Raw genomic sequence first — 24567 nt, 5'->3', positions numbered from 1 at the left:
CTTTCTTCCTCCCGGCGCTGCCGTGTCGGCCGTTCCCTCTGGAAGGTTTTGACTTTTGTCAGACCTCTACTTAGCCGGGCCTTGTGCCCGGCTTTTTTCTTTTCAGAGGCTTGTTCGATGCGTGCCGCCTCATGAGGCAGGCGGCAGAACCTCGTCCTTCAGCACCCGGCGCAGCACCTTGCCCACATTGGTTTTGGGCAACGCATCGCGGAACTCGATGTGGCGCGGCACCTTGTATCCGGTCATGTTCTGGCGGCAATAGGCGCGCAGTGCATCCGCAGTCAGGGTCGGATCGCGACGCACCACATAAGCCGCCACCGCTTCGCCCGATTGCTCATCCGGCAAACCGATCACCGCCGCTTCCATGACACCCGGATGATGGGCCAAAACGTCTTCGACCTCGTTCGGGTAGACGTTGAAGCCGGAAACCAGAATCATGTCCTTCATCCGGTCCACGATCTTGATCTCACCGTCCGGCTGCATCACCGCCACGTCGCCGGTGCGGAAATAGCCGTCCGCCGTCATGACCTTCGCGGTCTCGTCGGGACGCTGCCAATAGCCCGGCATGACCTGCGGTCCCTTGACGCACAATTCGCCCCTCTCGCCGAACGGCAGAGGCGCGCCGTCGCTGTTGCGGATAGAAACATCGGTCGACGGCAAGGGATAGCCGATGGTGCCAGTGAACTCTTCGATGTCGAGCCGGTTGGCGCAGACCACCGGCGAAGTTTCGGACAGACCATAGCCCTCGACGATGGGTTGCCCGGACACCTCTTTCCATTTTTTGGCGACAGCAGCCTGTGTCGCCATGCCTCCCGACACCGCAAAAACGAGCTGCGAGAAATCCACATCTTTGATGCCCGGCGCATTGGCGAGCGCGTTGTAGAGCGTATTGACCCCCGACATCAGCGTGATGCGGTGTGACTTGAGGGTTTTTACGAAACCGGCGATGTCGCGAGGATTGGCGATGAGCAATTGGCAACCGCCGATCTTCGTCATGAAGAGCGCGCAAACGGTCAGGCCGAAGATGTGATAGAGCGGCAGTGCGGTCACCATCACGTGATCCTCCCGCTCACCGAAGAAAGGCCGCATCCAGGCTTCGCATTGCAGAACGTTCGCCGCGACGTTGCGGTGAAGCAGCACCGCGCCCTTCGCAACGCCCGTCGTTCCACCCGTATATTGCAGGAACGCGATGTCGTCCGGTGTTACGAGCGTCGGCTGCGGCGGCCGTTTCCTGCCTTCGGCGACAACCGCGCTGAAGGGCACCGCACCCGTGATGTGGAATGGCTTCACCGCTTTCTTCACATAGCGCGACACGAGATTGATGATCGCGCCTTTCAGGCCGAGAAGATCGCCGGGCTTCACGATGACGACGCGATCGACCTTGAGGTCCGGTAGTGCATCGGCTGCGGTCGCCGCGAAATTTTCGAGCACGAAGAGAAACCGTGCGCCCGAATCCCGCATCTGGTGCGTGAATTCCCGCTGCGTGTAGAGCGGGTTGACGTTCACCACTTCCGCGCCTGCGATCAGAGCCCCGAACATGACGGGCGGATAGGCCATCACGTTCGGCATCATGATCGCGACGCGGTCGCCTTTCTTCAACCCCTGCATCTGCAGCCAGGACGCGACCGCATTGGAGGCGTGCCCCAACTCGGCATAGGTCATTATCTTGCCGAAGCTCTCGGCGGCAGGGCGTGTCGGATAAGTCGCGACACCTTCCCGGAAGATGTCGATGACCGTTCCGATCCTGGCTTCATCGATGGTCTTGGGAACCTGTGGCGGATACGAGCGCACCCAAGGCCGTGCGGGGAAGTCTTCTGAAGCGCCCGCGGACGCGGTCGCCGGAATCGTTGCGCTCATTCATGTCCTCCGCTTTGCGCGGTTGTTCACTGGGAGATGGCGTCTCCGTCATAAGGTAACTTGGCGCGCCGGGGATGGTTTGTCGAGACGTAACAATGGCCGGTTTCGGGCGGAAACCGGCCATTCATCCAATCCTTCAATGGCTTAGTGCGCTTTGTGCAGAACCATCTCGGCGGGGCGTCCGCTCAGTTCGGCCATATGGTCGAACTTGGTCGAAAACGTCCCCACGCCGGCCGTGGCCGACCGCAGTTCCACGATCAGGTCACCGATCTCCGCCTCTGGGATTGTGGCGCTGATGACATCCCAGCCGGACCATCCCGGCCGCCCGTTATAACCGAGGATCTGCCCTCGCCGCGCGGTCACGAGCCCCGTGGCCTTGGACAATGCTTCAGTCGGCGTCGTGATCTCGACGGACAGGATCGGCTCCAGCAGAACGGGCTTCGCCTTTGGCAAAGCCTCCGCGAGAGCAAGCCTTGCCGCCGCCTGGAAAGCCGCGTCCGACGAATCCACGGTGTGGTAGGAACCGTCCGTCAGTTCGACGGCGAGATCGACGACGGGGAAGCCGAGCGGCCCCGATTTGATCGCGTCCCGCACGCCGGTTTCGACCGAGGGAATGTACTGGCGGGGCACCACGCCACCGGTGATGCTGTCCTGAAACGCGAACCCCTCGCCACGTGGCAAAGGCCGGATCTCGATCATCACATCGCCGAACTGACCATGGCCGCCGGTCTGTTTGCGGTGCCGCCCGCGCGCCGAGGCGTGGGAGCGGATCGTCTCGGCATAACCCACACGCGGCCTGCCCGTCTCGACTCCGACCTGGAAGCGAGAAGCGAGCCGCTCCACGACGACGCGCAGATGCATCTCTCCCTGCCCGAGCAGACGGATCTCGCCCATGTCAGGGCGGGCATCGACCGTCAGAGAGGGATCTTCTTCCGTCAGTTTGGTCAGCGCGCTGGAGAGGCGCACATCGTCCTTGCGATCCTTGACCTTGACCGACACCGCATAAACCGGCTCCGGCGGCGCCTGAGACAGAATGGCCTCGGGGCGGGTCTTGTCCATCGCGAAACTGTCACCCGTCGCGATGCCTTCGAGCCGTCCGAAGCCCGCGACGTCGCCGGCCTTCACTTCGCCGACCCGCGTGGTCGCGGTGCCGACGAGCGAGAGCAGACTTCCCACGCGCGCTTCCGCGCCGCGCGAGCCGAGCACCGTATCGCCCTCATGGAAGCTTCCGCGCAGAATGCGGGCAATCGAGAGCTTGCCACCCTGCCCCATATGCAACGTCTTCATCACCTGCGCGAGCGGCGCGCCTTCCGGAGAAACACCAAGGCGAGCACGGGTGTTGTCCAAGCCCGGCGCTTCATGCCGCAACGCCTTGAGCAATCGCGTCACGCCATTACCGCGATCCGCGGAGCCGATGAAGGCAGGCATGACATGCCGCTCTCGCAATTCGCGTGCCAGATCGTCGAAGACACGGTCGCGTGGAGGCTCGATCTCGGAGATCAACTCCTCCATCAACTCATCGTCGTAATCAGCCAATCGCTCCAGCATCGCAAAGCGCGCTTCGCGTTCGCGCAGCGCCTCGACATCAGGCAGATCAACCACTTCGCTCGGCGCGTGCTCGCGATAGATGAAGGCGCGCTCCAACGCGAGATCGATGAAGCCGACGGCGATGCCATCCTTCCAGATCGGAATCTGGCGCAGCAGCAGCGGTGTGCGCGATGCGCGTTGCAGCATCGACAGGGATTCACGCACGCGCCTTGTTGCGGTGTCGATCTTGTTGATGAAGAGGAAGCGCGGAATGTCCGCCTCTTCCAGCTCGCGCAAGACGATTTCGAGGGCGGGGATTTTGCGCTCATCCGCCTCGCACACGACGACGGCTGCGTCGCAAACGGGTGCGATGTTGTGCATCTCGTGCATGAATTCCATGGAGCCGGGACAATCGACGAAGGTCATGGTTTCGCCGAGAAATTGAACGGTCGCCACGTTGGGCTCGATGCTCATGACGTGTGCGCGGGCCTCCGCGCTTGCATCTCCAACCGTGTCCCCGTTGGTCACGCGACCTGCCCGGGTTATCCCCCCGGTCCGCTCCAGGATCGCCTCCAGGAGGGTGGTCTTGCCGCTTTGGAATGGGCCTACGATGGCGATGCATCGCGGGCCCGCCGGTCCTCTGCCGTTGGGTGCCATGAGAGTCTCCTTCCCTGCCCCCGTCAGCGCGGCCTTTGTGGCGGTCGCGTCCTGCACGATGCTCTGCCTCTCACGCGCCTTTGGCAAGACGCTTATCCGCAAGAGCAGTCTTTGGACGCAAAACGGCCGGGCGTTCACCCGGCCATGCTTGAAAAAGCAAAAGCTTTTAAGGCGCTGCCCGCAATACGAAATCGCCGACGCCAACGGCGAGATTGAGCCCGTTCTGACCGGTCACGGAAATCGGCTGCAGCGCGACGGATTGATTGGATCCGCCAACGAGGACATTTGTCCCAAGTCCGGCGCCTACGGTCGCTTCCACTGTCGCGCCGACATAGTTGCCCGCAAGCGAGCCGGGAAACGGGCTGCCATGCGCGAAGACAGCCCAGGCGAGAACGCCGCGCGATGTCCCGCCGATATCGAGGCCGTATTTGCGGATCACGCCGAGATAATGTTCAGGGTACCCGCGGCGCGGCTGAAACGTGCAGGCGGCCCCTTTTTGCGAAGTGACGATGAGCCCCACACCGCTGGAGACGTTGCAGGTGAGCATGCCGACCCGGGTGCGGGTCTGAGCCTGTGCTGATGTGATGCCGAAGGAAGCTGCCAAAGCGAGGGCAACGAGCGCGGTCGAAGTTCGCAACATAACCGATCTCCTAAGCTTGACCTGCAGTGCAGGCGTCAACGGCTTAAGAAGAATGCGGTTCCGAAAAAGGAGAGAAATCCTTTTTCATCATGGCCGGATTGGCACCGGCCATGATGATGTCGAAAGATCGAGAAACGTCTTAGCGCAGCGAAGCGCAGAAGCGCTGGATGCGGTTGCACGCTTCCTCAAGCGCGGCATTCGACGTGGCGTAGGAGATGCGGAAGTTCGGGCCAAGACCGAAGGCCGAGCCGTGCACTGCCGCGACGCCTTCGGTTTCGAGCAGCTCCGACACGAAATCCTCGTCCGTGTGCAGAACCTTGCCCGAGGGCGAAGTCTTGCCGATGGCCTCGGCGCAAGACGGATACACGTAGAACGCGCCTTCCGGCATCGGGCACTTCAGGTACTTCGATTGGTTGAGCATCGACACCACGAGGTCGCGACGCTCCTCGAAAGCCTTCTTGAACACCTTGAGGTGATCCTGCGGACCATTGAGAGCTTCCACCGCTGCCCATTGAGCGATCGAGCATGCGCCCGAGGTCTGCTGGCCCTGCACGAAATCCATGGCCTTGATCAGGTTCTCGGGGCCAGCCGCATAGCCGATACGCCAGCCGGTCATGGCATAGGACTTCGACACGCCATTCATGGTGAGCGTGCGGCCATAGAGGCCGGGCTCCACCTGCGCGGGCGTGACGAACTCGAAATCGCCGTAGGTCAGGTGCTCATACATGTCGTCGGTGAGCACCCAGACATGCGGATGACGCATGAGGACATCGGTGATCGCCTTCATCTCGGCATGCGTATAAGCCGCGCCGGTGGGGTTCGACGGCGAGTTGAGAATGATCCACTTGGTCTTCGGCGTGATGGCGCGCTCGAGAGGCTCCGGCTGGAGCTTGAAATTATGTTCCATCGTGGTCTCGACGAACACCGCCTTGCCGCCGCACAGGCCCACCATTTCAGGATAGGACACCCAGTACGGCGTGGGGATGACAACCTCGTCGCCCGGGTTCAGGGTGGCGAGCAGCGCGTTGTAGATGACCTGCTTGCCGCCGGTGGAGACGATGGTCTGCGCCGGGGTGTAGTCGAGCCCGTTTTCGCGCTTGAACTTGCGGGCAATGGCCTCGCGCAGCGGGACGATGCCGGGCACGGGCGTATACTTCGTCTCGCCGCGGCGGATCGCCGCCATGGCCGCTTCCTTGACGTTTTCCGGCGTGTCGAAATCCGGCTCGCCGACGGAAAGGCTGATCACGTCCCGACCCTGGGCTTTGAGATCTCGCGCTTTCTGCGTGATGACGATGGTCGCAGACGGCTTGATGCGCGAGAGGGCGTCAGACAAAAAGCCCATGGGAATCCTCCAATCGGGGCGTTAGAAGGGATTGTGACGGCGCGGGACCCTAGTCCGCCAAGGCCGTCCAAGCAAGTAAAACAGCCCCTCCCTGACGGGTTTTTGAGGAAATCGTCGCTCCCATGTCCACGTCTTTTACCCGCCGCTTCGCGCTCGGCCTTGCCGCCGGGATGACCCTGTTTGCTACCGCTGCCGGCGCGCAGACCTATCCGAACCGCATCATCAAGATGGTCGTGCCCTACCCGGCCGGCGGCCCCACCGATGTCATCGCCCGGATCGTGGCAGAAGATATGGGCAAGGAACTGGGCCAGAACGTGATCGTAGAGAATCTGGCCGGCGCTTCGGGCGCGGTCGGCACCCGCGCGGTCGCGAAGGCTGAAGCGGACGGCTACACCATCGTGTTCGGCAACAACCAGACTCACGGGAACAACATGTTCCTGCTGAAAGAGCCGGGCTACGACGCGGTGAAGGATTTCGCGCCGCTTGCGGGCGTGGGTGCGTTCGAGCACGTCTTCGTGGTCAGCAACGACCTGCCCGTTAAAACCATCCCGGAACTCATCGCCTTGGCGAAGAAAGACCCGGGCAAGCTCAATTACGGCTCGACCGGCATCGGCTCGGGGTCGCATCTGGCGACCGAACTCTTCATGGTTCGCACCGGCATCCAGATGACCCATGTCCCCTTCCGCGGGGCCGCTCCCCTGGTGACGGACCTCATGGCCGGTCGCCTCGACGTGTCGAACTCCACCCTGCCGAGCGTTCTGTCCCAGTTCCAGGCCGGTCAGATGCGCGCCATCGGCCTCGCCAGCCCGCAGCGCACGCCGCAAGCGCCGGACGTGCCGACCCTGCGCGAACAGGGCATCACCGATGCGGACGCGGAATCCTGGACCGCTTTCTTTGCTCCGGTGAACACGCCGAAACCGATCCTCGACAAGCTCTCCGGCACGATCATCGCGATCCTGAAGAAGCCTGAGATCAAGGAGCGCATCACCAAGCTCGGTTTCACCCTGAACGTCCGCGATCCGGAAGCCTTCAAGCCGTATCTCGCCAAGGAAATGCAGACCTGGGCCGAGATCATCAAGACGGCGAATATCAAGGCCGAGTGAGGATTGCAGTCGAGCACCGCCGCCTCTCCTCTCCCCCTTGCGGGGAGGGAAAGCGGCGGATGCCTCGCGAGAGGCGCATATCGGATTTGAGGTTGACGCGTTGCGCAGACGGGTTAGCTCTTCGAACCGCTCGTTTGACGGAGGCTTCATGATGCGCCCTTCCCTCGCCCTTTCCTTTGCCCTCGCACTCGGCGTGGCGCCTGCGGCTTTCGCGCAGGACACGCAGCGCGTTCGCACCGACAAGGTGGAAGTGATCGTCGAGACTGTGGCGCGCGGGCTCGAGAACCCGTGGAGCCTCGCCTTCCTGCCGGACAATCGCATGCTGGTAACGGAGCGGCCCGGCCGACTGCGCATCGTCTCGGCTGACGGCAAGCTTTCCGCGCCGATTGCGAACGTCCCACCTGTCGCAGCGCACGGACAGGGCGGATTGCTCGACGTCACGCTCGATCCGAAATTCGCACAGAACCGGCTGATCTATCTCAGTTTTGCCGAGAACCGCGGTGAAGACCGAGCGGGCACCAGCGTCGCGCGGGCGCGCCTGTCCGACGACGGCAAGACGCTTGAGAATCTGCAAGTCATCTTTCGCCAGGAGCCCGCACATACCGGCGACAATCACTTTGGCTCGCGCCTCGTCTTCGACCGCGACGGCAATTTGTTCGTCACACTCGGAGAACGCTTCGATCTGCGTGAGCAGGCGCAGAACCCTGCAAACCATCTCGGCAAAATCGTGCACATCAAGCCCGAGGGCGGTGCGGCCAGCAACAATCCGTTCCGGGATGTGCAAGGCACGCGACCGGAAATCTGGTCCATCGGCCACCGCAACGTGCAGGGTGCGGCGCTCAACCCGACAACCGGCGAACTCTGGACCGCCGAGCACGGCGCGCGCGGCGGCGACGAGATCAACATTCCCCGCAAGGCGAAGAACTATGGCTGGCCGGTGATCTCCTACGGTGTCGATTATTCCGGTGCGAAGATCGGCGAAGGTACAAAGAAGGCGGGCATGGAGCAGCCCGTCTATTACTGGGACCCGTCCATCGCGCCGTCCGGCATGGCGTTTTACACGGGCGACAAATTCCCCGCCTGGCGCGGCAACATTCTCATCGGCGGGCTCGCAAGCAAATCGGTGTCGCGCCTCGACATCGAGGGCGAGAAGGTGACCGGCGAGGAGCGCATGCTGCGCAATATCGGCGAGCGCATCCGCGATGTGCGGCAGGGACCGGACGGGCTCGTCTATCTCCTGACCGATTCAAGCGAGGGCCGCATCCTGCGCGTGAAGCCAGCCGATTAAAGCCCGAAAGAAAGAGCGTTTCTGTCGAGCGCGACGGGCACGACGCGTTGCGCGTCAGGCAGTGTCGACTTCGGCGGCGGCAGGCTGTGTCCGACCATGAACAGCAGGGCGCTGAGCGCCGCGAAGACGGAGAAGAGGAAGAACATTCCAGCTCCTCCCAACGCGCCGAGCGCGATGCCGCCGAGAAGCGGGCCAAGGAAGCTGCCGATCGACGAGAAGGCCTGCGCGCCGAAATAGCTGCCGCGATTGTCGTCATTCGCAATATCGTCGACGAGGATATATTCCGACGGCACCACGAGCACTTCGCCAAGCGTGAAAACGACCATTGAAACGACGAGCATTTCGAGACCGCTGGAGAGGGCAAACCCGACCTCGCCTGCGAGGAACAGGATGCATCCGAGAACCAGCGAAGGAAGCGCGCCGATCCTCTCCACCACATGGCGCGCAGGCACATTCGCCAACACGACGCCGATGGCATTGGTCATCACCAGAAGGGCGAAGGCGTTGATCCCGTCTTCGAAATTGCTGCCGACATATTGCGAGAGAGTGGCGGACCATTGGCCATAGACGGCCACGAGCAGCGTGCCGCCGCCGAGAAAGAATGTGAGCCGCCGGTCGCGTAGTGCCAGTCTAAGATTGCGCAGCCCCAATAGGTCCGCCACACCCCTCGTCACACGCTTGCCGCCGCTCACCGAAGGCACGATGAACAAGACCACAACGCCGTACGATGCATAAAGCAGGCTCGCCGCCACAAAGAGCGCTGATGAGCCGGTTCCCGTCGCCACGCCTATCATCGGGCCGATGGCGAATCCGGCATTGGTGACGAGATGTCGCCATGAGAAGAAGCGCAGACGCAGATGTGCTGGCGCGGCATCGCTGATGAGCGCCCGCGTCATCGGCTGGAAAACGGCCAGCGCGACGGCGCTCACGATTTGCGCGACGCAAAGCGTCACGACGGAGCCGGAAAGACCGATGCCCATAAGGCCCAGCGAAATGAGCGTCAGGCTTGTGAGAAACACACGCTTGCGGCCCACGCGATCCGAAACTGCACCGGCCAACGGCGCGGCAACCGCGCCCAGCAGCGGCCCTGCGCCCAAGATCGCGCCGATGGCGGCCGGAGCAAGCCCGAATTCGCGCTGCAACTTCAAAGCCATGAAGGTCAGCGTCATGCTTCTGGCAAGAGACGTGATGCCCGAACCCGCGATCAGCAGCAGGGCCACGGTCCGCCCGGTCCGCTCATCATAGATCGCCATATCTCCCCCCAAGCCCGATTGTTCTCGGGCGCATTCATTTCTTTGCGGTTCTTTAGCTAGCGCAAATTCCTACGTCTCGCGAGTTTCGATCCGAACCGGAATTCATCGGCCGCACGAGTTTAGCGGGTCTGGAAGATGAACGCCGCACCAAGAGCGATCAGCGCGAAGCCGATGAGGTGGTTCCAGCCGAGCGGCTCTTTCAGGTAGAGCACCGAGAAGCCCGCGAAGACCGTAAGCGTGACCACTTCCTGCATGGTCTTCAACTGCGCCGCCGAATAGACCGACGATCCGATGCGGTTGGCCGGCACCGCAAGCCAGTATTCGAAAAAGGCAATGCCCCAGCTGACCATAACGGCGATCCAGAGCGGCGTGACTTTGAATTTGAGATGCCCATACCAGGCAAAGGTCATGAAGACATTCGAGGCGACCAACATGACCAGCGGGGCGACATAGGGATTCATGGAAAACCATTTGGAACGAGCAACGGGAGGAGACTTTGGCTAATCCACTCTCTCCCATTGTCAAGCGCGGCCGGAGCGCTCAGCGCGCTCCGAGAAGCGTCAGCACGGCCTCGCCGCCGGCGATCTGTGGGTTGGATGGTTCGAAGCCCTCCCGCTCCTCGCGAGCCGTCACGAGGGCGCGCGCTTTCTCGAAGGCGACATCGAGCCGCTTCTCCTTGCGTAGCGCCTTGTTGAAGAACGCATCGCCGAAATAGGTCCAGGCCGCGCCGTCCCGGCAGCCGAAGGACGGCTTGTCCGCCGCGGCGGCGGTGATGACGAGGGTGCGCTCATCGGCAAGCGCCCGCGCGAAAATGCCGGAATAGCAGGCGGAGACGATGACCACCCGGTAACGCGCCTTGGTCTGATCCAACAGCGCTTCGACGTGTCTCGGCGTCAGAAGCCATTTGTTCTGCCGCGCAATAACGCCGACGCCGTCAGGCCCGCCATGGGAGGTTAGCACCAGAACGACGATGTCCTCCTGAGGGTCGATGACCTCGCCGACGGCCTCGGAGGCGGCGAGAAGGGTGGACGGCGCGGCGTCCGCGCGGCTCTTGGTGTTGGAACGGACGATGACGCGGCCCTTCGCGCCCCAATTCGCCTCGAGAATGCGCGCCGCGCCCCGCGCCTCGCTCTCAAAGACACTCTGCGGCCCCCACAACCCGAACGAGAGAACGTAGACGTCCGTATAGCCGGGCCGTTGCGGCTGGAGCTTGAATTCCCCTCCTCCACGCCCGTTCTGCGCCCCAGCCGAAACGGAGCATGCGAGCATGAGAGCGAGACAGATTAGGCCCTGGGCGAAAAGCTTGCGCATCGAAAATCTCCCCGGCGAGGTCCGAGGCAGCTTATCCGTAACGCAGTTTCATGGCGAGTATTAGCACCACCAGAACGAAGGTCACCGCGTTCGCGAGGATAAGCGGCAGGTTGCCCAAGAGGATTCCGTAGATCAGCCACAGGCCGACCCCGAGCGTCAGGGAGCTTTGCGTCACCAGCGACAAGGACTTCGTATCCTTGGTCCGCAAGGTCCGAAGGGCCTGCGGCAACCAGCAGAGGGTCGTCAGAACGGCGGCCACGAAGCCAAGGATTTCAAGTGCGGGCATGGATGGGTGAATCAGATCAGGGAATAGTGTCTCCTTATCACGCGTTCCCCGGTGCAGCCCATGCTATTCCGGCTCACCAGCCCTGCTTTGCTGTTTGCATCGGGCCTAGCCGCCATCGAGAGCTGAACTGAAGGGCGCGATCCGGGTTTTCTTGTCACCGGCTGTGACAAGAGGCTTTCATGGATATCGCTCTCGACAAGGTCTGCGAACTCATTCTCCACGCGAGAGCCATCGACGTGAAGGAAGGCCTGACGGACCCCGCCTCAGGCTCCAACCCCATCGACGACGGCAGCATCGACTCGCTCACCTCCTCCCCGGACGACGCGACCGAAGACGAGTTCCGCGATGTCATCGCCGGCCTCAACGACGACGAGCGCATCGACCTGATCGCGCTGGTCTATATCGGGCGCGGCGATATGGAGCCGGAGGAATGGGGCGCGGCCGTTCGGCTTGCCCGCGAGCGGGAGCAGGCAAGCTCCCTGCCGACCGCCGACTGGCTTCTCGGCATCCCGAACCTCGGCGATCTCTGGGAGGAGGGCTTGAGTGCCCTCGGCCAGAGCTGCGCTTGAGATGGCTTACCTCTTTTGGTGAGCTGCGGCACCATGTGGAAGGGCTCAGCGGCGCTTGAGCAACCTGTTCACGGTCCAGTGAGGTCGCGACCAATCTTGCGGCCATGCCGCAATTGCGACACCGATCACGCGAAAACTGGAAAATACCTCGAAAGGATGATGCCTCATGATCCGACGACGACCGCAGCCGCCGCCCGACCGAAGCGCGAGAAGCATTCTCGAGGAGGCTCTTGATGCCGCGCTGATCGATACCGTTCCCGCCAGCGACTCGATCAACCCGAGCCAGTGGACCGAGTTGCTGCAAGAAGAACTGGCGACCAACACATCCCCCGACGAAGCGTCGGAAGAAGCTCGCATCGAGCTTTACCTGAAAGGCCCCACGGCCTTTTCCGCCTAACGGCTTCTCTCGCATCCCGATCTCACGCGGCACCGGCGCAGCGCGCAGCAAAAAGGGCCGCTCGGCTTGAGCGGCCGCTTGCACCAATGCGTGTTTAATCAGAGCTTGCCGAGCTTGATGAACTGCGTCTCGCCCGAAGAATTGTCAACACCGTCATTGTCGGTGACGAAGTAGGCGTCGCCCGCCGCATCCACCGTGAAGCCCTCGACCTTGTCGAGCACATAGCCCTTGGCGGCTTTCAGATCCGGCAGCAGATCGCGCAGCTCGGTCTTCTTGACGACGGGCAGTTCGCCGCCGAGAGGCGCAGGCTTCATGTCGGCTGCAGCGATGACGTAAAGCTTCTTCACCTTGGCCTTCTCGGCGATCTGGTTGTCGCGCTCGATGACGATGAAGCGGTCGCCGACGGCGGTGATTTCGGACAGGCCGATCCAGCCGTTCTCCGTCTTGTCGAGCGGGTAGCGCACGGCGCCCCAGCTCTTGGTCGCGGGCGTGTAAGCGAGAAGCTTCACGAAACCCTTGCCATCATCCGCCCACTCACGCTGAACCGCGAGCCAGATGGTTTCGCTCGCACCCAAGCCCGTCACCGTGACGCCTTCAAAGCCGTAGTTCTTCGCGCCCTGTTCGAGGCTTGCGGAAACGTTGATCTCTTCCTGGATCGTGCCCTTGGCATCGACCTTGATGAGCAGGTTTTTCACGCCCTTTTCGAGATTGCCTTCCGACGCCAGCCAGAAGCCGCCATCAGACGCGGTGGCGATGCCCTCGAGATCGAGCTTTTCAGCGACCGCGCCGTTGCGGGTCACGAAAGTCTCGGCCATGATGAGAGCGGGCTTCTTGGTCGCATCGATGGTGAGGATGCGTGGAGCACCTTCATAGAAGCTGTCGGTGATCGCATAGAGCTTTCCGGCCTGCGTCCTGTCCGCCGCAAGGCCGGAGAGCGCTCCCCAACCCATCGGCAATCCGGCCGCGTTCTTCACGGAGCGGATCGTCGGATAAGCGGGAGCCGCGCGCTCGGCGCGTTCATAGATCATCACATGCGGCGCGACACCGCCTTCAGCCTGGAAGCCGGTTTCGCTCGTGGCGACGAACAGATTGCGCGAGGGGATCGCGAGAAGCCCCTCAGGACCACTGCCGGTCGGCAGGATCTGCAACGGTTCCGGTGCAGCGCCAGTGTCGCGATAAACCGCGACAACCGAACCGCGCTCGGAGCCGACGAAGATCAGACGATCCTTGCCGAACTCAGCGACCTCAAGACCTTCGATCTCGACGCCCTTCTTGTTGCGCTTGTCAGGATAGTGGCCGATGGAAACGATCTCATGCTCCAGGCTCGGGCCGGATTCGTAAGCCACCGAGCCGTCCTTGTTGAAGATGGTGAAGCCGCGCGATCCACCCTTCCAATCACCTTCGTTCGCAGTGACGAAGCGGTTCGCATCGAGCCAATGCACCGCATCGGGCTCGCGCGGAACGTCCTTCATCGAGCCGCTCAGGTCGATCTTACCGTCCTTCTTGGTGTCGATGTTCTTCAGGTCGACGCTGCCGGCAGAAAAGTGCGTCTCGATTTTTCCGCTGCGGCCATCGACGATCACGATGTGGTTGTTCTCCTGCAGCGAGAGAACGACCTTGCCGTCATCCGATACGTCAACGAATTCCGGTTCCGGGTCCTCACGGGCAATCGTCGCAAGGCCCGTCACGTCGACGGTCTTGAGGCTCGCGCACTCGAACTTGTCGCCATTGAGCGCGCCGAGCACCAGCATCCCGGCCGGCATCTGCGGCAGCGCGCCGTCATTCACCTTCTCGTCACGCTCGTTTTCGATGGCGATGGCGAGAACACCCGCCTTGGAGGAAATCGAGTCCGGCTGACCTGGCAGCTTGCATTCGCCGGAAATCTTCTTGTCGGCGAGATCGACAAGTACCAACTTGCCGCTCGGATTGGTGTAGCTTTCCGACGTGTTGACCGCAACGAAAGCGCGGGACCCGATGACCTTCACCGAGGTCGGCTCGCCGCCCACGTTCACGAGGCCGCCGGGCATCGGCTGGGCCGGGTTCGCGATGTCGATGAAGCCGATCGCCTTGCGCGGGCTGTCGGTATAGACGAGCAGCTTACCATCCTCGCTTGCGGAAATGATCTCCGCCACCGTCGCGCCCTTTGGATCCGCGTCCTTCGGCAAGTTCGCGATGATGGGGAAACTCGCGATGCGGTCGAAATACTCGGCGGCAGATGCCGAAAAAGCGGTGCCGGACAGAAGGATCGCAGCAAGCGAGCCGACGGCGAAACGATGATGCATGGTGCCCTCACTGGAATATATGCAGCAAGACCCACATGCGACATTCCCATGACGGGCGAATGACGCCCCCAACAGCCGGCAAGCGTCTCAACCGCGGTTGCGAGGCGATGACGCGGAACGCGCAAGCAGGTGGTCTTCCAGCTGGATGCAACCCAGGTCGGCCATTTTGTGGAACGTGCGTGGACGTCACCGAACTGGGACGCATCGCAACGGCCGTCGCCTCCTGCCAAGCGGGAAATCCTTGAACTCGCCGCGCTTATTTCCTTGCACTGAGCCCGTTTGGCCCATAACAACGGACGCAGAATGAAATGAAATTACAATGAGCTTTCCCTTGAGTGAGATCTGGAAGAAGTCCAACCTGTCCAATTGGAACAAGCGGGCCGCACTGCACATTCGCGATGCGACGGGTTTCTACGATATCGATGGCTTCATCGCCGGACGTGATACCCTCTACCCGGTAGAGGCCAGCGAAATCGGGGATGTGAAAGGCAAGCGCCTGCTGCACCTTCAATGTCATTTTGGGCTCGACTCGCTTTCCCTTGCGCGTCGCGGCGCGATTGTGACGGGGCTCGATTTTTCGCCGACAGCCGTGACAGCTGCGCGTGATCTCGCTGCACGGGCGAACCTGCAAGCGGCCTTCGTGGAGTCGGATGTCTATGACGCTCGCCAAAGCATCAAGGGTGAGTTCGATCTCGTCTACACCACTTGGGGCACGATCTGCTGGCTTCCGGACATCAAACGCTGGGCCAAAGTTGTGGCGGATATGTTGGCTCCCGGCGGCTCATTTTATTTTGCGGATTCACATCCGTGCGCCCAAATGCTGGATGAGCGCGAGGGCCGGATCGTTCCGAGCTTCGCTTGGCGCACACCTGTCGAAAAGCCGGATGTCTTTGAGGAAACGCAATCCTATACCGGCGATGTCCACGATGAAGCGAGCACTCAGTACAATTGGATCCATCCGCTCTCCGATATCATTGGTAGCTTAATGGAAGCAGGGCTTCGGCTTGAGACCTTAAGCGAGCACGAATTGCTGCCTTACAAGCTGTTCCCCTCGATGGTGTCTGCGGGCCATGGCATGTTCCGCCTGCCCGACGGCGCTGTGCCAATCCCGCTTTCGGTTTCGCTTCGGATGGTGAAGGGCATGGCCTGAGCCGGTCCGAATTCGGTCCGAACACCCTTCCCTCATCGGCGCTTTTGTACCATATTCGTTCTATGGCCAAGGCACCGAAGAAACCAAAGCTTTCCACCGGGAAGGCGTCGAAACCTGAGTTGAAACCGCTGGATTCCTATCTGGCCGATCTCCTCAATCCCGCCGTCAACCGGGAGCGGGAGGCGGCGGAAGGATTCGCCGAGCGCGTGCAGGAAACCTTCATCCACGGCGAGATGACGGATGTGGACCCCGCGCTCGCCAAGAAACTCGGCATGAAGGGATTCGACGATGGGCCGGATGTGGCGGATGAGTTGGGCGATGACGCGCCCCTCGGCACCTCTGGCGTGTCAGCAACGGTCGATGCGCTCACCAAGCTTCTGACGGAAGGCGACCCGCGCTTCAAGAACGGCCAACCCTGGGTGCCCCACCGGCCGCCTCGTCCCGAAAAATCGGAAGGCGGAATCCCTTTCAAGATCGTGTCGGATTTCAAGCCCGCCGGCGACCAGCCCACGGCCATCGCGGAACTGGTGGACGGTGTGCGCCGGAGCGAGCGCGATCAGGTGCTGCTCGGCGTCACGGGTTCAGGCAAGACCTTCACCATGGCGAAGGTGATCGAGGAGACGCAGCGCCCCGCGCTGATCCTCGCGCCCAACAAGACGCTGGCCGCGCAGCTTTACGGCGAGTTCAAATCGTTCTTCCCCGACAACGCGGTGGAATATTTCGTCTCGTATTACGACTACTACCAGCCGGAAGCCTATGTACCGCGCTCGGATACGTTCATTGAGAAGGAATCCTCCATTAACGAGCAGATCGACCGCATGCGCCATGCGGCGACGCGCGCCCTGATCGAACGCGACGACGTCATCATTGTCGCCTCCGTGTCGTGCATCTACGGTATCGGCTCGGTCGAAACCTATACGGCCATGACCTTCTCCGTGAAGGTGGGCGAGCGCATCGAACAGCGCCAGCTCATCGCGGATCTGGTGGCCCTGCAATACAAGCGCATTCAGAACGATTTCGCGCGTGGCACTTTTCGCGTGCGCGGCGATGTCATCGAACTGTTTCCTGCACACTTGGAAGATCGCGCGTGGCGCATCGGCCTCTTCGGCGATGAGATCGAAAGCATCGTGGAGTTCGATCCGCTCACCGGCAAGAAGACCAACGATCTGTCCTTCGTGAAGGTCTATGCGAACTCGCACTACGTCACGCCGCGCCCCACCCTGCAACAAGCGGTGAAGGGCATTCAGGACGAGTTGCAGCTTCGCCTGAAGGAGCTCGCCCGCATGGGCCGGTTGCTCGAAGCGCAGCGGCTGGAGCAGCGCACGCAGTTCGACCTGGAGATGATCGAAGCGACCGGCGTGTGCAACGGCATCGAGAACTATTCGCGCTACCTCACCGGCCGCAAGCCCGGCGAGCCGCCGCCGACCCTTTTCGAGTATCTGCCCGACAACGCCCTCGTCTTCACGGACGAGAGCCACGTCACCGTGCCGCAGATCGGCGGCATGTATCGTGGCGACTTCCGCCGCAAGGCAACGCTCGCCGAATACGGCTTCCGCCTGCCCTCGTGCATGGACAACCGCCCGCTTCGTTTCGAGGAATGGGATGCGATGCGTCCGCAATCCGTCCACGTGTCCGCGACGCCGCAGAAATGGGAGATGCAGCAGACCGGCGGTGTGTTCGTGGAACAGGTCATTCGCCCCACGGGCCTCGTGGACCCGGTGGTGGACATTCGTCCCGCGCGTTCGCAGGTCGACGACCTTTTAGGCGAGGTGAAGGAGATGGCGGCGAAGGGGCATCGCACGCTCGTCACCACGCTCACCAAGCGTATGGCGGAAGACCTCACCGAATATCTGCACGAGAACGGCGTGCGCGTGCGCTACATGCACTCCGACATCGACACGCTGGAGCGCATCGAGATCATCCGCGATCTGCGCCTTGGCGCGTTCGACGTGCTCATCGGCATCAACCTTTTGCGCGAGGGTCTCGACATTCCGGAATGCGCGCTCGTCGCCATTCTCGATGCGGACAAGGAAGGCTTCTTGCGTTCCGAAACCTCGCTGGTGCAGACCATCGGCCGCGCCGCGCGCAACGCGGAAGGCCGCGTCATTCTCTATGCCGACCAGATGACCGGCTCCATGGAGCGCGCGATTGCGGAAACCAACCGCCGCCGCGACAAGCAGATGGCTTACAACGCCGCGCACGGCATCACGCCGCAATCGGTCAAGAAGAACATCGCGGATATTCTGGAAAGCGTTTACGAGCGCGATCACGTCACCGTCGATACCGGCCTCGCGAAACAGGGCGAGACGGTGGGCCACAATCTCAAGGCCGTCATGGCGGATCTCGAAAAGCGCATGCGCGAGGCCGCCGCGAACCTGGAATTCGAAGAAGCCGCTCGCTTGCGCGACGAACTCAAGCGCCTGCAGGCGACCGAACTCGCGATCGGCGACGATCCCCTCGCCCGTCAGGCGGAGGTTGAGCGCGAAGCGGGCCGCTATGGCGGTGCACGCAAATACGGCCGCAGCGCCAACTTGCCCCCGAAGGGCCTGCCAGCCTCACCCGAAGGCGCCAGCGGCGGCGACGAGGACGCCGCCGCCTGGGGTCCCGCAGGCCGCGGCCGCTCGGACGAAGGCACCCGCATCCGCAAACCAACCCTCGACGAAATGGGCCCCGGCACGGACCGCGAAGTGCCGCTGAACTTCAAGGAACGCCCGATGGCGCGCAGTACGCAAGGGTTCGCGGGGCAGAAGCCGAAGTATAAGGGGCGGAAGGGGCGCTAAGGCGGCGCGCCATGGACCACTTACAGCGGCACAGCAAACGAGCAGCGCAGTCCTTCCGTCAGAAACCGCATATCCAGCGAGCCTTCGAGTTCGTGGCGGATGCCGCGCTCGATGAGTTTTGAGCCAAAGCCCTTGCGCGTCGGTTCGTGCACCGGCGGGCCGTTGCGTTCCACCCAATCGACCTTGAGGAGAGACCGGCCGCTGGAGTCCTGCTCGGTGCGCCAGGCGATATCGATGCTGCCCTGCGGCGCGGAAAGCGCACCGTATTTTGCTGCGTTGGTGGCGAGTTCGTGGAAGGCCATGCCGAAGGTGAGCGCCTGGTGCGGTGTGAGGCGGATCTCGTCTCCTACGGCGCTCACGCGCCGCTCGTCGATGCCGCCGAAGGGCTCGAGTTCGGCGGAGAGAATTTCGCGCATGCAGGCGCTTTCCCACAAGGCCTCCGTGAGGATGTTGTGGGTGGCCGACAGCGCCAAGAGGCGAGCCTGAAACGCCTCCTTGAAGGATTCAAGGCTGGTGCTGCCGCGCAGGGTTTGAAGCGCGAGGGATTGCACCACGGAAAGAGTGTTCTTCACCCGGTGGTTCAGCTCGTGCACCAAAAGGTTCTGGCGCTCCAGCCCCTGCTTGCGCTCAGTCACGTCAAGACACGCGCCCACCATCAACGGATAAGGCAACCGCTTCGGGTCGCGGATCATCCGACAGCGGCAATACATCCAGCGGATATCGCCGTCGGGAAGCACTGCCCTGAATTCGTATTCGCCGCTTCCCGTCTCCGCCGCCTTGCGGACGGCCCCTTCCACATAGGCCAGGTCCTCCGGGTAGACGAACCGTATGAACTCCGCACCGCGCCGGGGCACATCGGCAGGATCGAGGCGAAAAAGACTCGCCAGGGCTGGGTCCCACTCGATGCAATCCTCCCGAAAGTCCCATCGCCAGGTGCCCGCGCCCGTGGCGCCGAGGGTCGTCACGAGTTTTTCCCGCTCCACCTCCAGCCGCTCCACCGTGCGCCTTAGCGCGTCAGCGACCCAAACGGACAGCCCTGCGCCGGCAAGGTAAAGCCCCAGACCCACCAGTGTGCCGGCACTGAGCAGCGGCTTGCCCGTCTCCGCCGGAAAGGCCGCCGCAACAAAGAGCCCCAGCACAAGCGCCAGCATCCCTGCTCTGCCGCCGCCGAATACGGTGACCGTGAGCACGACAGGATAGAGCGTGATGTAGAGCAGGTTGTCGCCGAGCAGAGGCTGAAGGGCCATGCGCACCGTGATCGCAAGCGCCACCATGACCGCCGTAATGGCATAAGCGGCCGGGGAATTGGCTGGCGCAAGATTGGTATAACGGTTCAACAAGGAACGGCCCCGGCGATAGTTTCCGTAGCGGATATTGTTGCAGGTTCAGCATTGTGCGCGTCAAGTCAATTCCGACCCTGCGGAATGCCGCCGTGTTTTGCTAACCGCGAGGGCGCACGACACCCCCGCCACCCAAGGGGATCGGATGGCGGGGGCTGCCCTGGTAGTCCAAGGACACGACCGCACCGCCACGTCGGGGGGCGCGAGAGCGAAAGCGTCTCTCTACAACGCGACTTTCGGTCCTCGCTCGCCGAGGCGGCAGCGGCGCGATATCGGTACACCGTCACATCGTCGCGCGGTGTGCGACGTCGCACCGGCAGCCCTGCCGCACGCTAGATGCGCCCCAGCAACAGCAACACGATCAGAATGATGAAGAGGACGCCCAGAATACCGCTTGGGCCGTAGCCCCAGTTGCGGCTGTAGGGCCAGGAGGGAACCGCGCCCAGAAGAAGAAGGATGATGACGATGAGCAGGATGGTGGTGGCACTCATGTCCTGATGCTCCCCTTGTCTTTGCGCTGCCGCGTCAGCGCCCCGGTCCGCTGCACGCAGAACGGCCAAGGCGAGGACTAAGTTCCCTTTCAAGGCCGTGGCTCGAAAGGAATCCCATCCGACGGGGAACGATCCCCCAGGCTTGGCGTTGGTCCCTCAGTGGGGCGCTGTCCGTAAGCGCGCCCGCTCGGAGGTTGCGAGATCGAATGGAGCAGGATGGCGCCGTTAAGATGAAGAGTTCCAGACATCTCTCCGATTTCGAACCGACATCGGAGCCGCATAAGAAATCCCCTGCCGTGTCTCGCACCGTGCAGGCGCAGTTGGGCTTGCGTCTGCGTCAGTTCTACGAGTCCCTCGCCCTCGGCGAGCAGCCGGTCCCAGACCGGTTCGTCGAGCTCATCGACCGCTTGACCGAGGGGTTGTCAGAAAAGGCTCAGCCATGAGCATCGACACCTCCCTTCGCGAGTCCATGCTCCGGGCCACGCCGAACCTGCGGGCCTTCGCCATTTCGTTGACGAACAACGTGGATCGCGCGGACGATCTCGTGCAGGAAACGCTCATGCGCGCGATCGCCAATATCGATCGCTTCCAGCCCGGCACCAACATGCAGGCCTGGCTCTTCACGATCCTGCGCAATCTCTTTCACTCGGAATACCGCAAGCGCCGCCGCGAGGTGGAAGACGCGGACGGGAAATACGCAGCTTCGCTGTCGGTCCAGCCGAGCCAGTTGCCGCATCTCGATTTCGAGGATCTGCAGAAAGCTCTCGCGCGCCTGCCCCACGATCAGCGCGAGGCGTTGCTGCTCGTCGGCGCGTCCGGCTTCTCATACGAGCAGGCAGCCGAAATCTGCGGCTGCGCCGTAGGCACCATCAAAAGCCGGGTCAACCGGGCCCGGCACCGTCTAGCGGAACTGATGCACTTTACCGATATCGAGGAGGATATCGGCCCAGACCGCGTCATCCTGTCGGTGATGCACGCGGTCGCATGAGGCCTCTCGGCCCTAGGCCTTAACGCCGCCGGAACTGCTGATTACCGCGCTGGGGCGGACGAGGACCGCTCGAGGCGCCTGAATCCTTGTGGCGGAAGATGAGACGGCCCTTCTCGAGGTCGTAAGGCGACATCTCGACGGTCACGCGGTCGCCCGCAAGGGTCTTGATGCGGTTCTTCTTCATCTTGCCGGCCGTATAGGCAATCACCTCATGCCCATTGTCGAGCTGCACGCGATAGCGCGCATCGGGCAGAATTTCGGTCACAAGCCCTTCGAACGTAATCAGTTCTTCCTTTGCCATGCAAAGCCTTCCATCTAACAACAAAAAAGCCGCTCCCTGACGGAACGGCTTTATGCGAGAGGGCGCGCGAAGCGCCCTCTTGCACGAAACCTTACGCGTTCTGCAGGTTCACTGCGGAAGCGCGGCCGGTGCGCTGGTCGGTCTGAAGCTCGTAGGTGATCTTCTGACCTTCGCGCAGGCCACGCATGCCGGCGCGCTCAAGCGCCGTCGCGTGAACGAACACGTCCTTGCCGCCGTTGTCGGGCTGAATGAAACCATAACCTTTGGTTTCATTGTACCACTTCACGGTTCCCGTTTCCATGGGAATTCCTTTCACTGTCGTTTGCACGTGGATGGCGCCGAGGGCGACCACCCGTCGATATTGGTAGAGAGAGGAACGTGCGCTCGGCAGTGCCAAAGCGGTGTAGCCCAGTCGTCCGGCCAAATGTCGATGCGGAATAACTAGGGGAAGGACGGGCCAATTGCAAGGCGTGTCGTCTTAGCCTCATTGGCTAAACAAGGGGATCTTGATGCCGGGAAGGAACGGCCTAGTTTATCATGTTTCGCGCCAAGGTTGCGGGCGCTTTCGGGGCTTCGAACCCCAGGAACTCCCTCCATTTCCTCACGTTAGCCACGGTGGTGCAGCCCGTGCACGAACGGAGGGGTTCATGGCCACCCGCAACCGCCGCTATCGCGGCCACCCGCGCGATTGGCGGGGCCGCCCCGAGCGGGACCTCCGGCCGGAGGATAACGGCTATATCGCACAGCGCGGCTTCGGCAACCCGTCGGCGGGCTACGAGCGCGACATCTACGAGGACCGCTATGCCGTGGGCCCGGAGCGGGATTTCGGCGACTCCGCCGGGTATGGCACCGGCGGCTCGGAGCGTGACTGGCGCGATGTCGTCGGCGAGGACCGCATGGCCGGCGAAACCGCTTTCGGCATCGACTATGGCCGCGCCCGCGACCGGGATTACTACAGTTCGTCCTATGAGTACGACCGCGACGTTTTCGGTCGGGGCTCTCGCGATTACGGCGAAGAGCGCAGCCTCTTCGAGCGGGCCGGCGATGAGATCCGCTCCTGGTTCGGCGACGAGGAAGCCGACCGCCGCCGCGACATGGATGTCCGACACCTCACCTATCGCGGCCGCGGCCCCAAGGGCTATCAGCGCCCCGACGCGCGCATCCTCGAGGACGTCAACGACCACCTGACGGACGACCCTTATATCGATGCGACCGACATCGAAGTGTCGGCGACGGAGGGCGAAGTCACGCTGAGCGGCACCGTCGCCAGCCGGTTCGAAAAGCGCCATGCCGAGGATCTGGCCGATTCCGTTTCCGGCATAAAGCACGTGCAGAACAACCTGCGCGTCCGGCCCTATGCCGAGACCGGCGGCTCATCGTCCGCCTGAAAGCTACGGCCAAGCATCGCCATTTCTGAAATGAGGCCCTTGCCTTTCGCTCGGCGGCCTGCAACCCCATATCCATCGCTCAGGACCGAGGATCAGAATGGCCGGCATTTCCGTCACGCTTGATGGCGACAACATCCAGCTTGCCTTTCAGAAGGGCGAACAATCGACCGCGGTGGTCATGGACCCCCATGCGGCCCGTTCGCTCGTCAAGGCGCTGAGCCAGCTTCTGATCGCGATTGGCGAAAGCACGGATGAGAGCGACGCCATGGAGGAGATGATCGATGTCACCTCGCCGACCATCGATATCGGCATGGACGAACACGGCTCGGCGGTCGTTGCGCTGCAGGCGGGGCCCTTGCCGCCCTTCATGCTGCGGCTGAAGGACGACGAGGCGCGGCACATCGCCAGCAGTCTTTTGGAAATTCTGAACAGCCCGCGCGATGCGCGCATCTCACTCGGCGGGCATTGAGTAGGGCTTCAACGAAAACGCGGCCGGTTCATCACCGGCCGCGTTTCGCATTTTAAGGCTTGTTTGGCGCGATTAGCTTTGCTGCATCGCCGAAAGCTTCCAAGGGCCGCCCTGGTCGCGCCGGAAGGTCCAGAGTTCGGTCGCCTCGACCGGCTGCGACGGATGCCCCTCGACGACGCGGCTCGTCGCCTTGTCCATCGTCACGTCGATGAGCGAATAGCGCATGGCAACGGTGGCGTATTCGGCGCCTCCTTCGCGCCAGGATTCCGCGAGATCGCCCTGGAGCAGGCGGACGTCGGACACCTTATTCACCACGCCGCGCGCGGCATTGTCGTGCAGTTCTTCCTGCATGTAGCCGGCCATTTCGGGCGTCGCGAGGGCCCAAAGTGCGCCTGCGTCACCGCGCGTATAAGCGTCCTGAACGTCGATCAACGCCTTTTCGAAAGCGGCATAATCGCGCTCGCCGATGCCGACCTCGTCAACCGGGCCGGAACGGGGCGCCTGCTGCGCGCCTCCGAGACCGCCGCCCAACCCGCCGAGGCCACCGCTAAGACCTCCGAGACCGCCGGAAAGCCCCGCGCCCGGCATGGAGCGTTCATAACTTTGCCCCGGCCCCGCATAGGCTCCCTGCTGCCGGCGGCGGAACCACTTCATGGCAAAGGATACCACCAGCACGATGAGACCGATCTGGAGCAGGAGGCCGAGGAACGAGCCGATACCCGCCAGACCGCCGAAGAACCCGTGGCCCATCAACATCCCGAACAGACCCGCGCCGAGAAGGCCCGCCATCAGGCCGGTGCCGAAACCGAAGCGGCGGGGCTGGGTGGCCTGCGAGGCCATGCCGGGCTGGCTCATGCTCGGGCCCTGGTTCGGCGTCTGCGAACGCTGAATGGGCGCGGCCGCGCTCGGCGCCGTGTTGGTGCTCGGCGGAGCGCTATAGGTCCGCGCGCCGCGCGACCCGAAGCTGCTTTTTCCCCCGCCGACGCGAGCCTCAGCTGCGCTTCCGGCGAAAACCAACGCAGCCGCGAGCGCGACCATGATGCGGCTTCGGCGAGAGGCAATCTTCATCATTGTTTTCTTCATCCCTTGGAGCGAGACGCTCCCGCGCCTCATGTGGTGACGGCGCAGCTTCGTTGAAAGAGGCGACC

General features: G+C 62.6%; 24 protein-coding genes. 10 read left to right on the top strand and 14 right to left on the bottom strand.

All coding sequences use genetic code 11. The features are described from left to right. Positions 1-129: 129 nt before the first annotated feature. The 4 genes from HB375_RS06700 to HB375_RS06685 form a co-directional block, all read right to left on the bottom strand. Positions 130-1857 carry an AMP-binding protein gene (locus tag HB375_RS06700; RefSeq protein WP_167672197.1) on the bottom strand — a complete coding sequence of 576 codons (1728 nt, stop codon included), beginning with the start codon at positions 1855-1857 and terminating at the stop codon, positions 130-132. A gap of 144 nt (positions 1858-2001) precedes the next feature. Further along, positions 2002-4041 (bottom strand): elongation factor G, encoded by a 2040-nt coding sequence (locus tag HB375_RS06695; protein ID WP_167672196.1) that lies wholly within the window; start codon positions 4039-4041, stop codon positions 2002-2004. A 166-nt stretch (positions 4042-4207) separates the two neighbouring features. Further along, the gene (locus HB375_RS06690) at positions 4208-4681 is read right to left on the bottom strand and encodes a DUF992 domain-containing protein (RefSeq protein ID WP_167672195.1); all 474 of its coding nucleotides are present in this window, start codon (positions 4679-4681) and stop codon (positions 4208-4210) included. A 139-nt stretch (positions 4682-4820) separates the two neighbouring features. Continuing rightward, a complete protein-coding gene (locus HB375_RS06685; RefSeq protein ID WP_167672194.1) occupies positions 4821-6023 on the bottom strand; it encodes a pyridoxal phosphate-dependent aminotransferase in 1203 nt (400 codons plus the stop codon). Between the two features lie 122 nt (positions 6024-6145). On the opposite strand from HB375_RS06685, the gene HB375_RS06680 reads away from it, so the two are divergent. After that, positions 6146-7126, top strand: a complete 981-nt coding sequence (locus HB375_RS06680; protein ID WP_167672193.1) for a Bug family tripartite tricarboxylate transporter substrate binding protein — start codon at positions 6146-6148, stop codon at positions 7124-7126. 148 nt (positions 7127-7274) lie between these two features. Further along, positions 7275-8414 (top strand): PQQ-dependent sugar dehydrogenase, encoded by a 1140-nt coding sequence (locus HB375_RS06675; protein ID WP_167672192.1) that lies wholly within the window; start codon positions 7275-7277, stop codon positions 8412-8414. On the opposite strand, the gene HB375_RS06670 is transcribed toward HB375_RS06675, so the two are convergent. From HB375_RS06670 to HB375_RS06655, 4 genes are all read right to left on the bottom strand, one after another. After that, complete coding sequence (locus HB375_RS06670; protein WP_167672191.1) at positions 8411-9667, bottom strand: MFS transporter; 1257 nt, start codon at positions 9665-9667, stop codon at positions 8411-8413. The genes HB375_RS06675 and HB375_RS06670 overlap by 4 nt on opposite strands. 119 nt (positions 9668-9786) lie before the next feature. Further along, the gene (locus HB375_RS06665; RefSeq protein ID WP_167672190.1) at positions 9787-10128 is read right to left on the bottom strand and encodes a DMT family protein; all 342 of its coding nucleotides are present in this window, start codon (positions 10126-10128) and stop codon (positions 9787-9789) included. 79 nt (positions 10129-10207) lie between these two features. Further along, complete coding sequence (locus HB375_RS06660) at positions 10208-10978, bottom strand: C13 family peptidase (RefSeq protein WP_167672189.1); 771 nt, start codon at positions 10976-10978, stop codon at positions 10208-10210. A gap of 31 nt (positions 10979-11009) precedes the next feature. Beyond that, positions 11010-11264 carry a SemiSWEET transporter gene (locus HB375_RS06655; protein ID WP_246728372.1) on the bottom strand — a complete coding sequence of 85 codons (255 nt, stop codon included), beginning with the start codon at positions 11262-11264 and terminating at the stop codon, positions 11010-11012. Positions 11265-11443: 179 nt separating this feature from the next. On the opposite strand from HB375_RS06655, the gene HB375_RS06650 reads away from it, so the two are divergent. Further along, positions 11444-11833, top strand: coding sequence for a DUF3775 domain-containing protein (locus HB375_RS06650; RefSeq protein WP_167672188.1), 390 nt, complete (start codon positions 11444-11446; stop codon positions 11831-11833). Between the two features lie 166 nt (positions 11834-11999). Next, a complete protein-coding gene (locus HB375_RS06645; protein ID WP_167672187.1) occupies positions 12000-12230 on the top strand; it encodes a hypothetical protein in 231 nt (76 codons plus the stop codon). A 98-nt stretch (positions 12231-12328) separates the two neighbouring features. Here HB375_RS06645 and HB375_RS06640 read toward each other — a convergent pair whose 3' ends face one another. Then, positions 12329-14512 carry an esterase-like activity of phytase family protein gene (locus tag HB375_RS06640; RefSeq protein WP_167672186.1) on the bottom strand — a complete coding sequence of 728 codons (2184 nt, stop codon included), beginning with the start codon at positions 14510-14512 and terminating at the stop codon, positions 12329-12331. A 319-nt stretch (positions 14513-14831) separates the two neighbouring features. On the opposite strand from HB375_RS06640, the gene HB375_RS06635 reads away from it, so the two are divergent. Beyond that, positions 14832-15662 (top strand): class I SAM-dependent methyltransferase, encoded by an 831-nt coding sequence (locus tag HB375_RS06635; protein WP_167672185.1) that lies wholly within the window; start codon positions 14832-14834, stop codon positions 15660-15662. A 62-nt stretch (positions 15663-15724) separates the two neighbouring features. After that, the gene (uvrB, locus tag HB375_RS06630; protein ID WP_167672184.1) at positions 15725-18442 is read left to right on the top strand and encodes an excinuclease ABC subunit UvrB; all 2718 of its coding nucleotides are present in this window, start codon (positions 15725-15727) and stop codon (positions 18440-18442) included. Positions 18443-18462: 20 nt separating this feature from the next. On the opposite strand, the gene HB375_RS06625 is transcribed toward uvrB, so the two are convergent. Beyond that, a complete protein-coding gene (locus HB375_RS06625; protein ID WP_167672183.1) occupies positions 18463-19782 on the bottom strand; it encodes a sensor histidine kinase in 1320 nt (439 codons plus the stop codon). A 332-nt stretch (positions 19783-20114) separates the two neighbouring features. Next, on the bottom strand, positions 20115-20273 hold the full coding sequence (locus HB375_RS06620; protein WP_167672182.1) for a DUF3309 domain-containing protein: 159 nt from the start codon (positions 20271-20273) through the stop codon (positions 20115-20117). A 230-nt stretch (positions 20274-20503) separates the two neighbouring features. Here HB375_RS06620 and HB375_RS06615 point away from each other — a divergent pair, with 230 nt between their 5' ends. Next, positions 20504-20716 (top strand): NepR family anti-sigma factor, encoded by a 213-nt coding sequence (locus HB375_RS06615; RefSeq protein WP_167672181.1) that lies wholly within the window; start codon positions 20504-20506, stop codon positions 20714-20716. Next, the gene (locus HB375_RS06610) at positions 20713-21261 is read left to right on the top strand and encodes a sigma-70 family RNA polymerase sigma factor (RefSeq protein WP_167672180.1); all 549 of its coding nucleotides are present in this window, start codon (positions 20713-20715) and stop codon (positions 21259-21261) included. Before HB375_RS06615 ends, HB375_RS06610 begins: the two co-directional genes overlap by 4 nt. Before the next feature lie 19 nt (positions 21262-21280). Here the strand turns inward: HB375_RS06610 and infA are convergent, their stop codons facing one another. Continuing rightward, positions 21281-21562, bottom strand: coding sequence for a translation initiation factor IF-1 (infA, locus tag HB375_RS06605; protein ID WP_009494617.1), 282 nt, complete (start codon positions 21560-21562; stop codon positions 21281-21283). 91 nt (positions 21563-21653) lie between these two features. After that, the gene (locus HB375_RS06600) at positions 21654-21863 is read right to left on the bottom strand and encodes a cold-shock protein (protein WP_167672179.1); all 210 of its coding nucleotides are present in this window, start codon (positions 21861-21863) and stop codon (positions 21654-21656) included. 346 nt (positions 21864-22209) lie between these two features. On the opposite strand from HB375_RS06600, the gene HB375_RS06595 reads away from it, so the two are divergent. Together HB375_RS06595 and HB375_RS06590 are read left to right on the top strand one after the other, a co-directional pair. Continuing rightward, positions 22210-22950 carry a BON domain-containing protein gene (locus tag HB375_RS06595; RefSeq protein WP_167672178.1) on the top strand — a complete coding sequence of 247 codons (741 nt, stop codon included), beginning with the start codon at positions 22210-22212 and terminating at the stop codon, positions 22948-22950. Positions 22951-23047: 97 nt separating this feature from the next. Beyond that, positions 23048-23419, top strand: a complete 372-nt coding sequence (locus HB375_RS06590; protein WP_167672177.1) for a hypothetical protein — start codon at positions 23048-23050, stop codon at positions 23417-23419. 72 nt (positions 23420-23491) lie between these two features. Here HB375_RS06590 and HB375_RS06585 read toward each other — a convergent pair whose 3' ends face one another. Next, entirely contained in the window at positions 23492-24490 is a 999-nt protein-coding gene (locus HB375_RS06585) for a Tim44 domain-containing protein (protein WP_167672176.1), read from the bottom strand. Between the last annotated feature and the right edge of the window lie 77 nt (positions 24491-24567).

It is taken from the genome of Microvirga terricola (genome assembly GCF_011777495.1).
Classification (GTDB): Bacteria; Pseudomonadota; Alphaproteobacteria; order Rhizobiales; family Beijerinckiaceae; genus Microvirga; species Microvirga terricola.
Note: the sequence above shows the minus strand (reverse complement) of the source record. Positions and strands in the feature narration are given on the sequence as shown.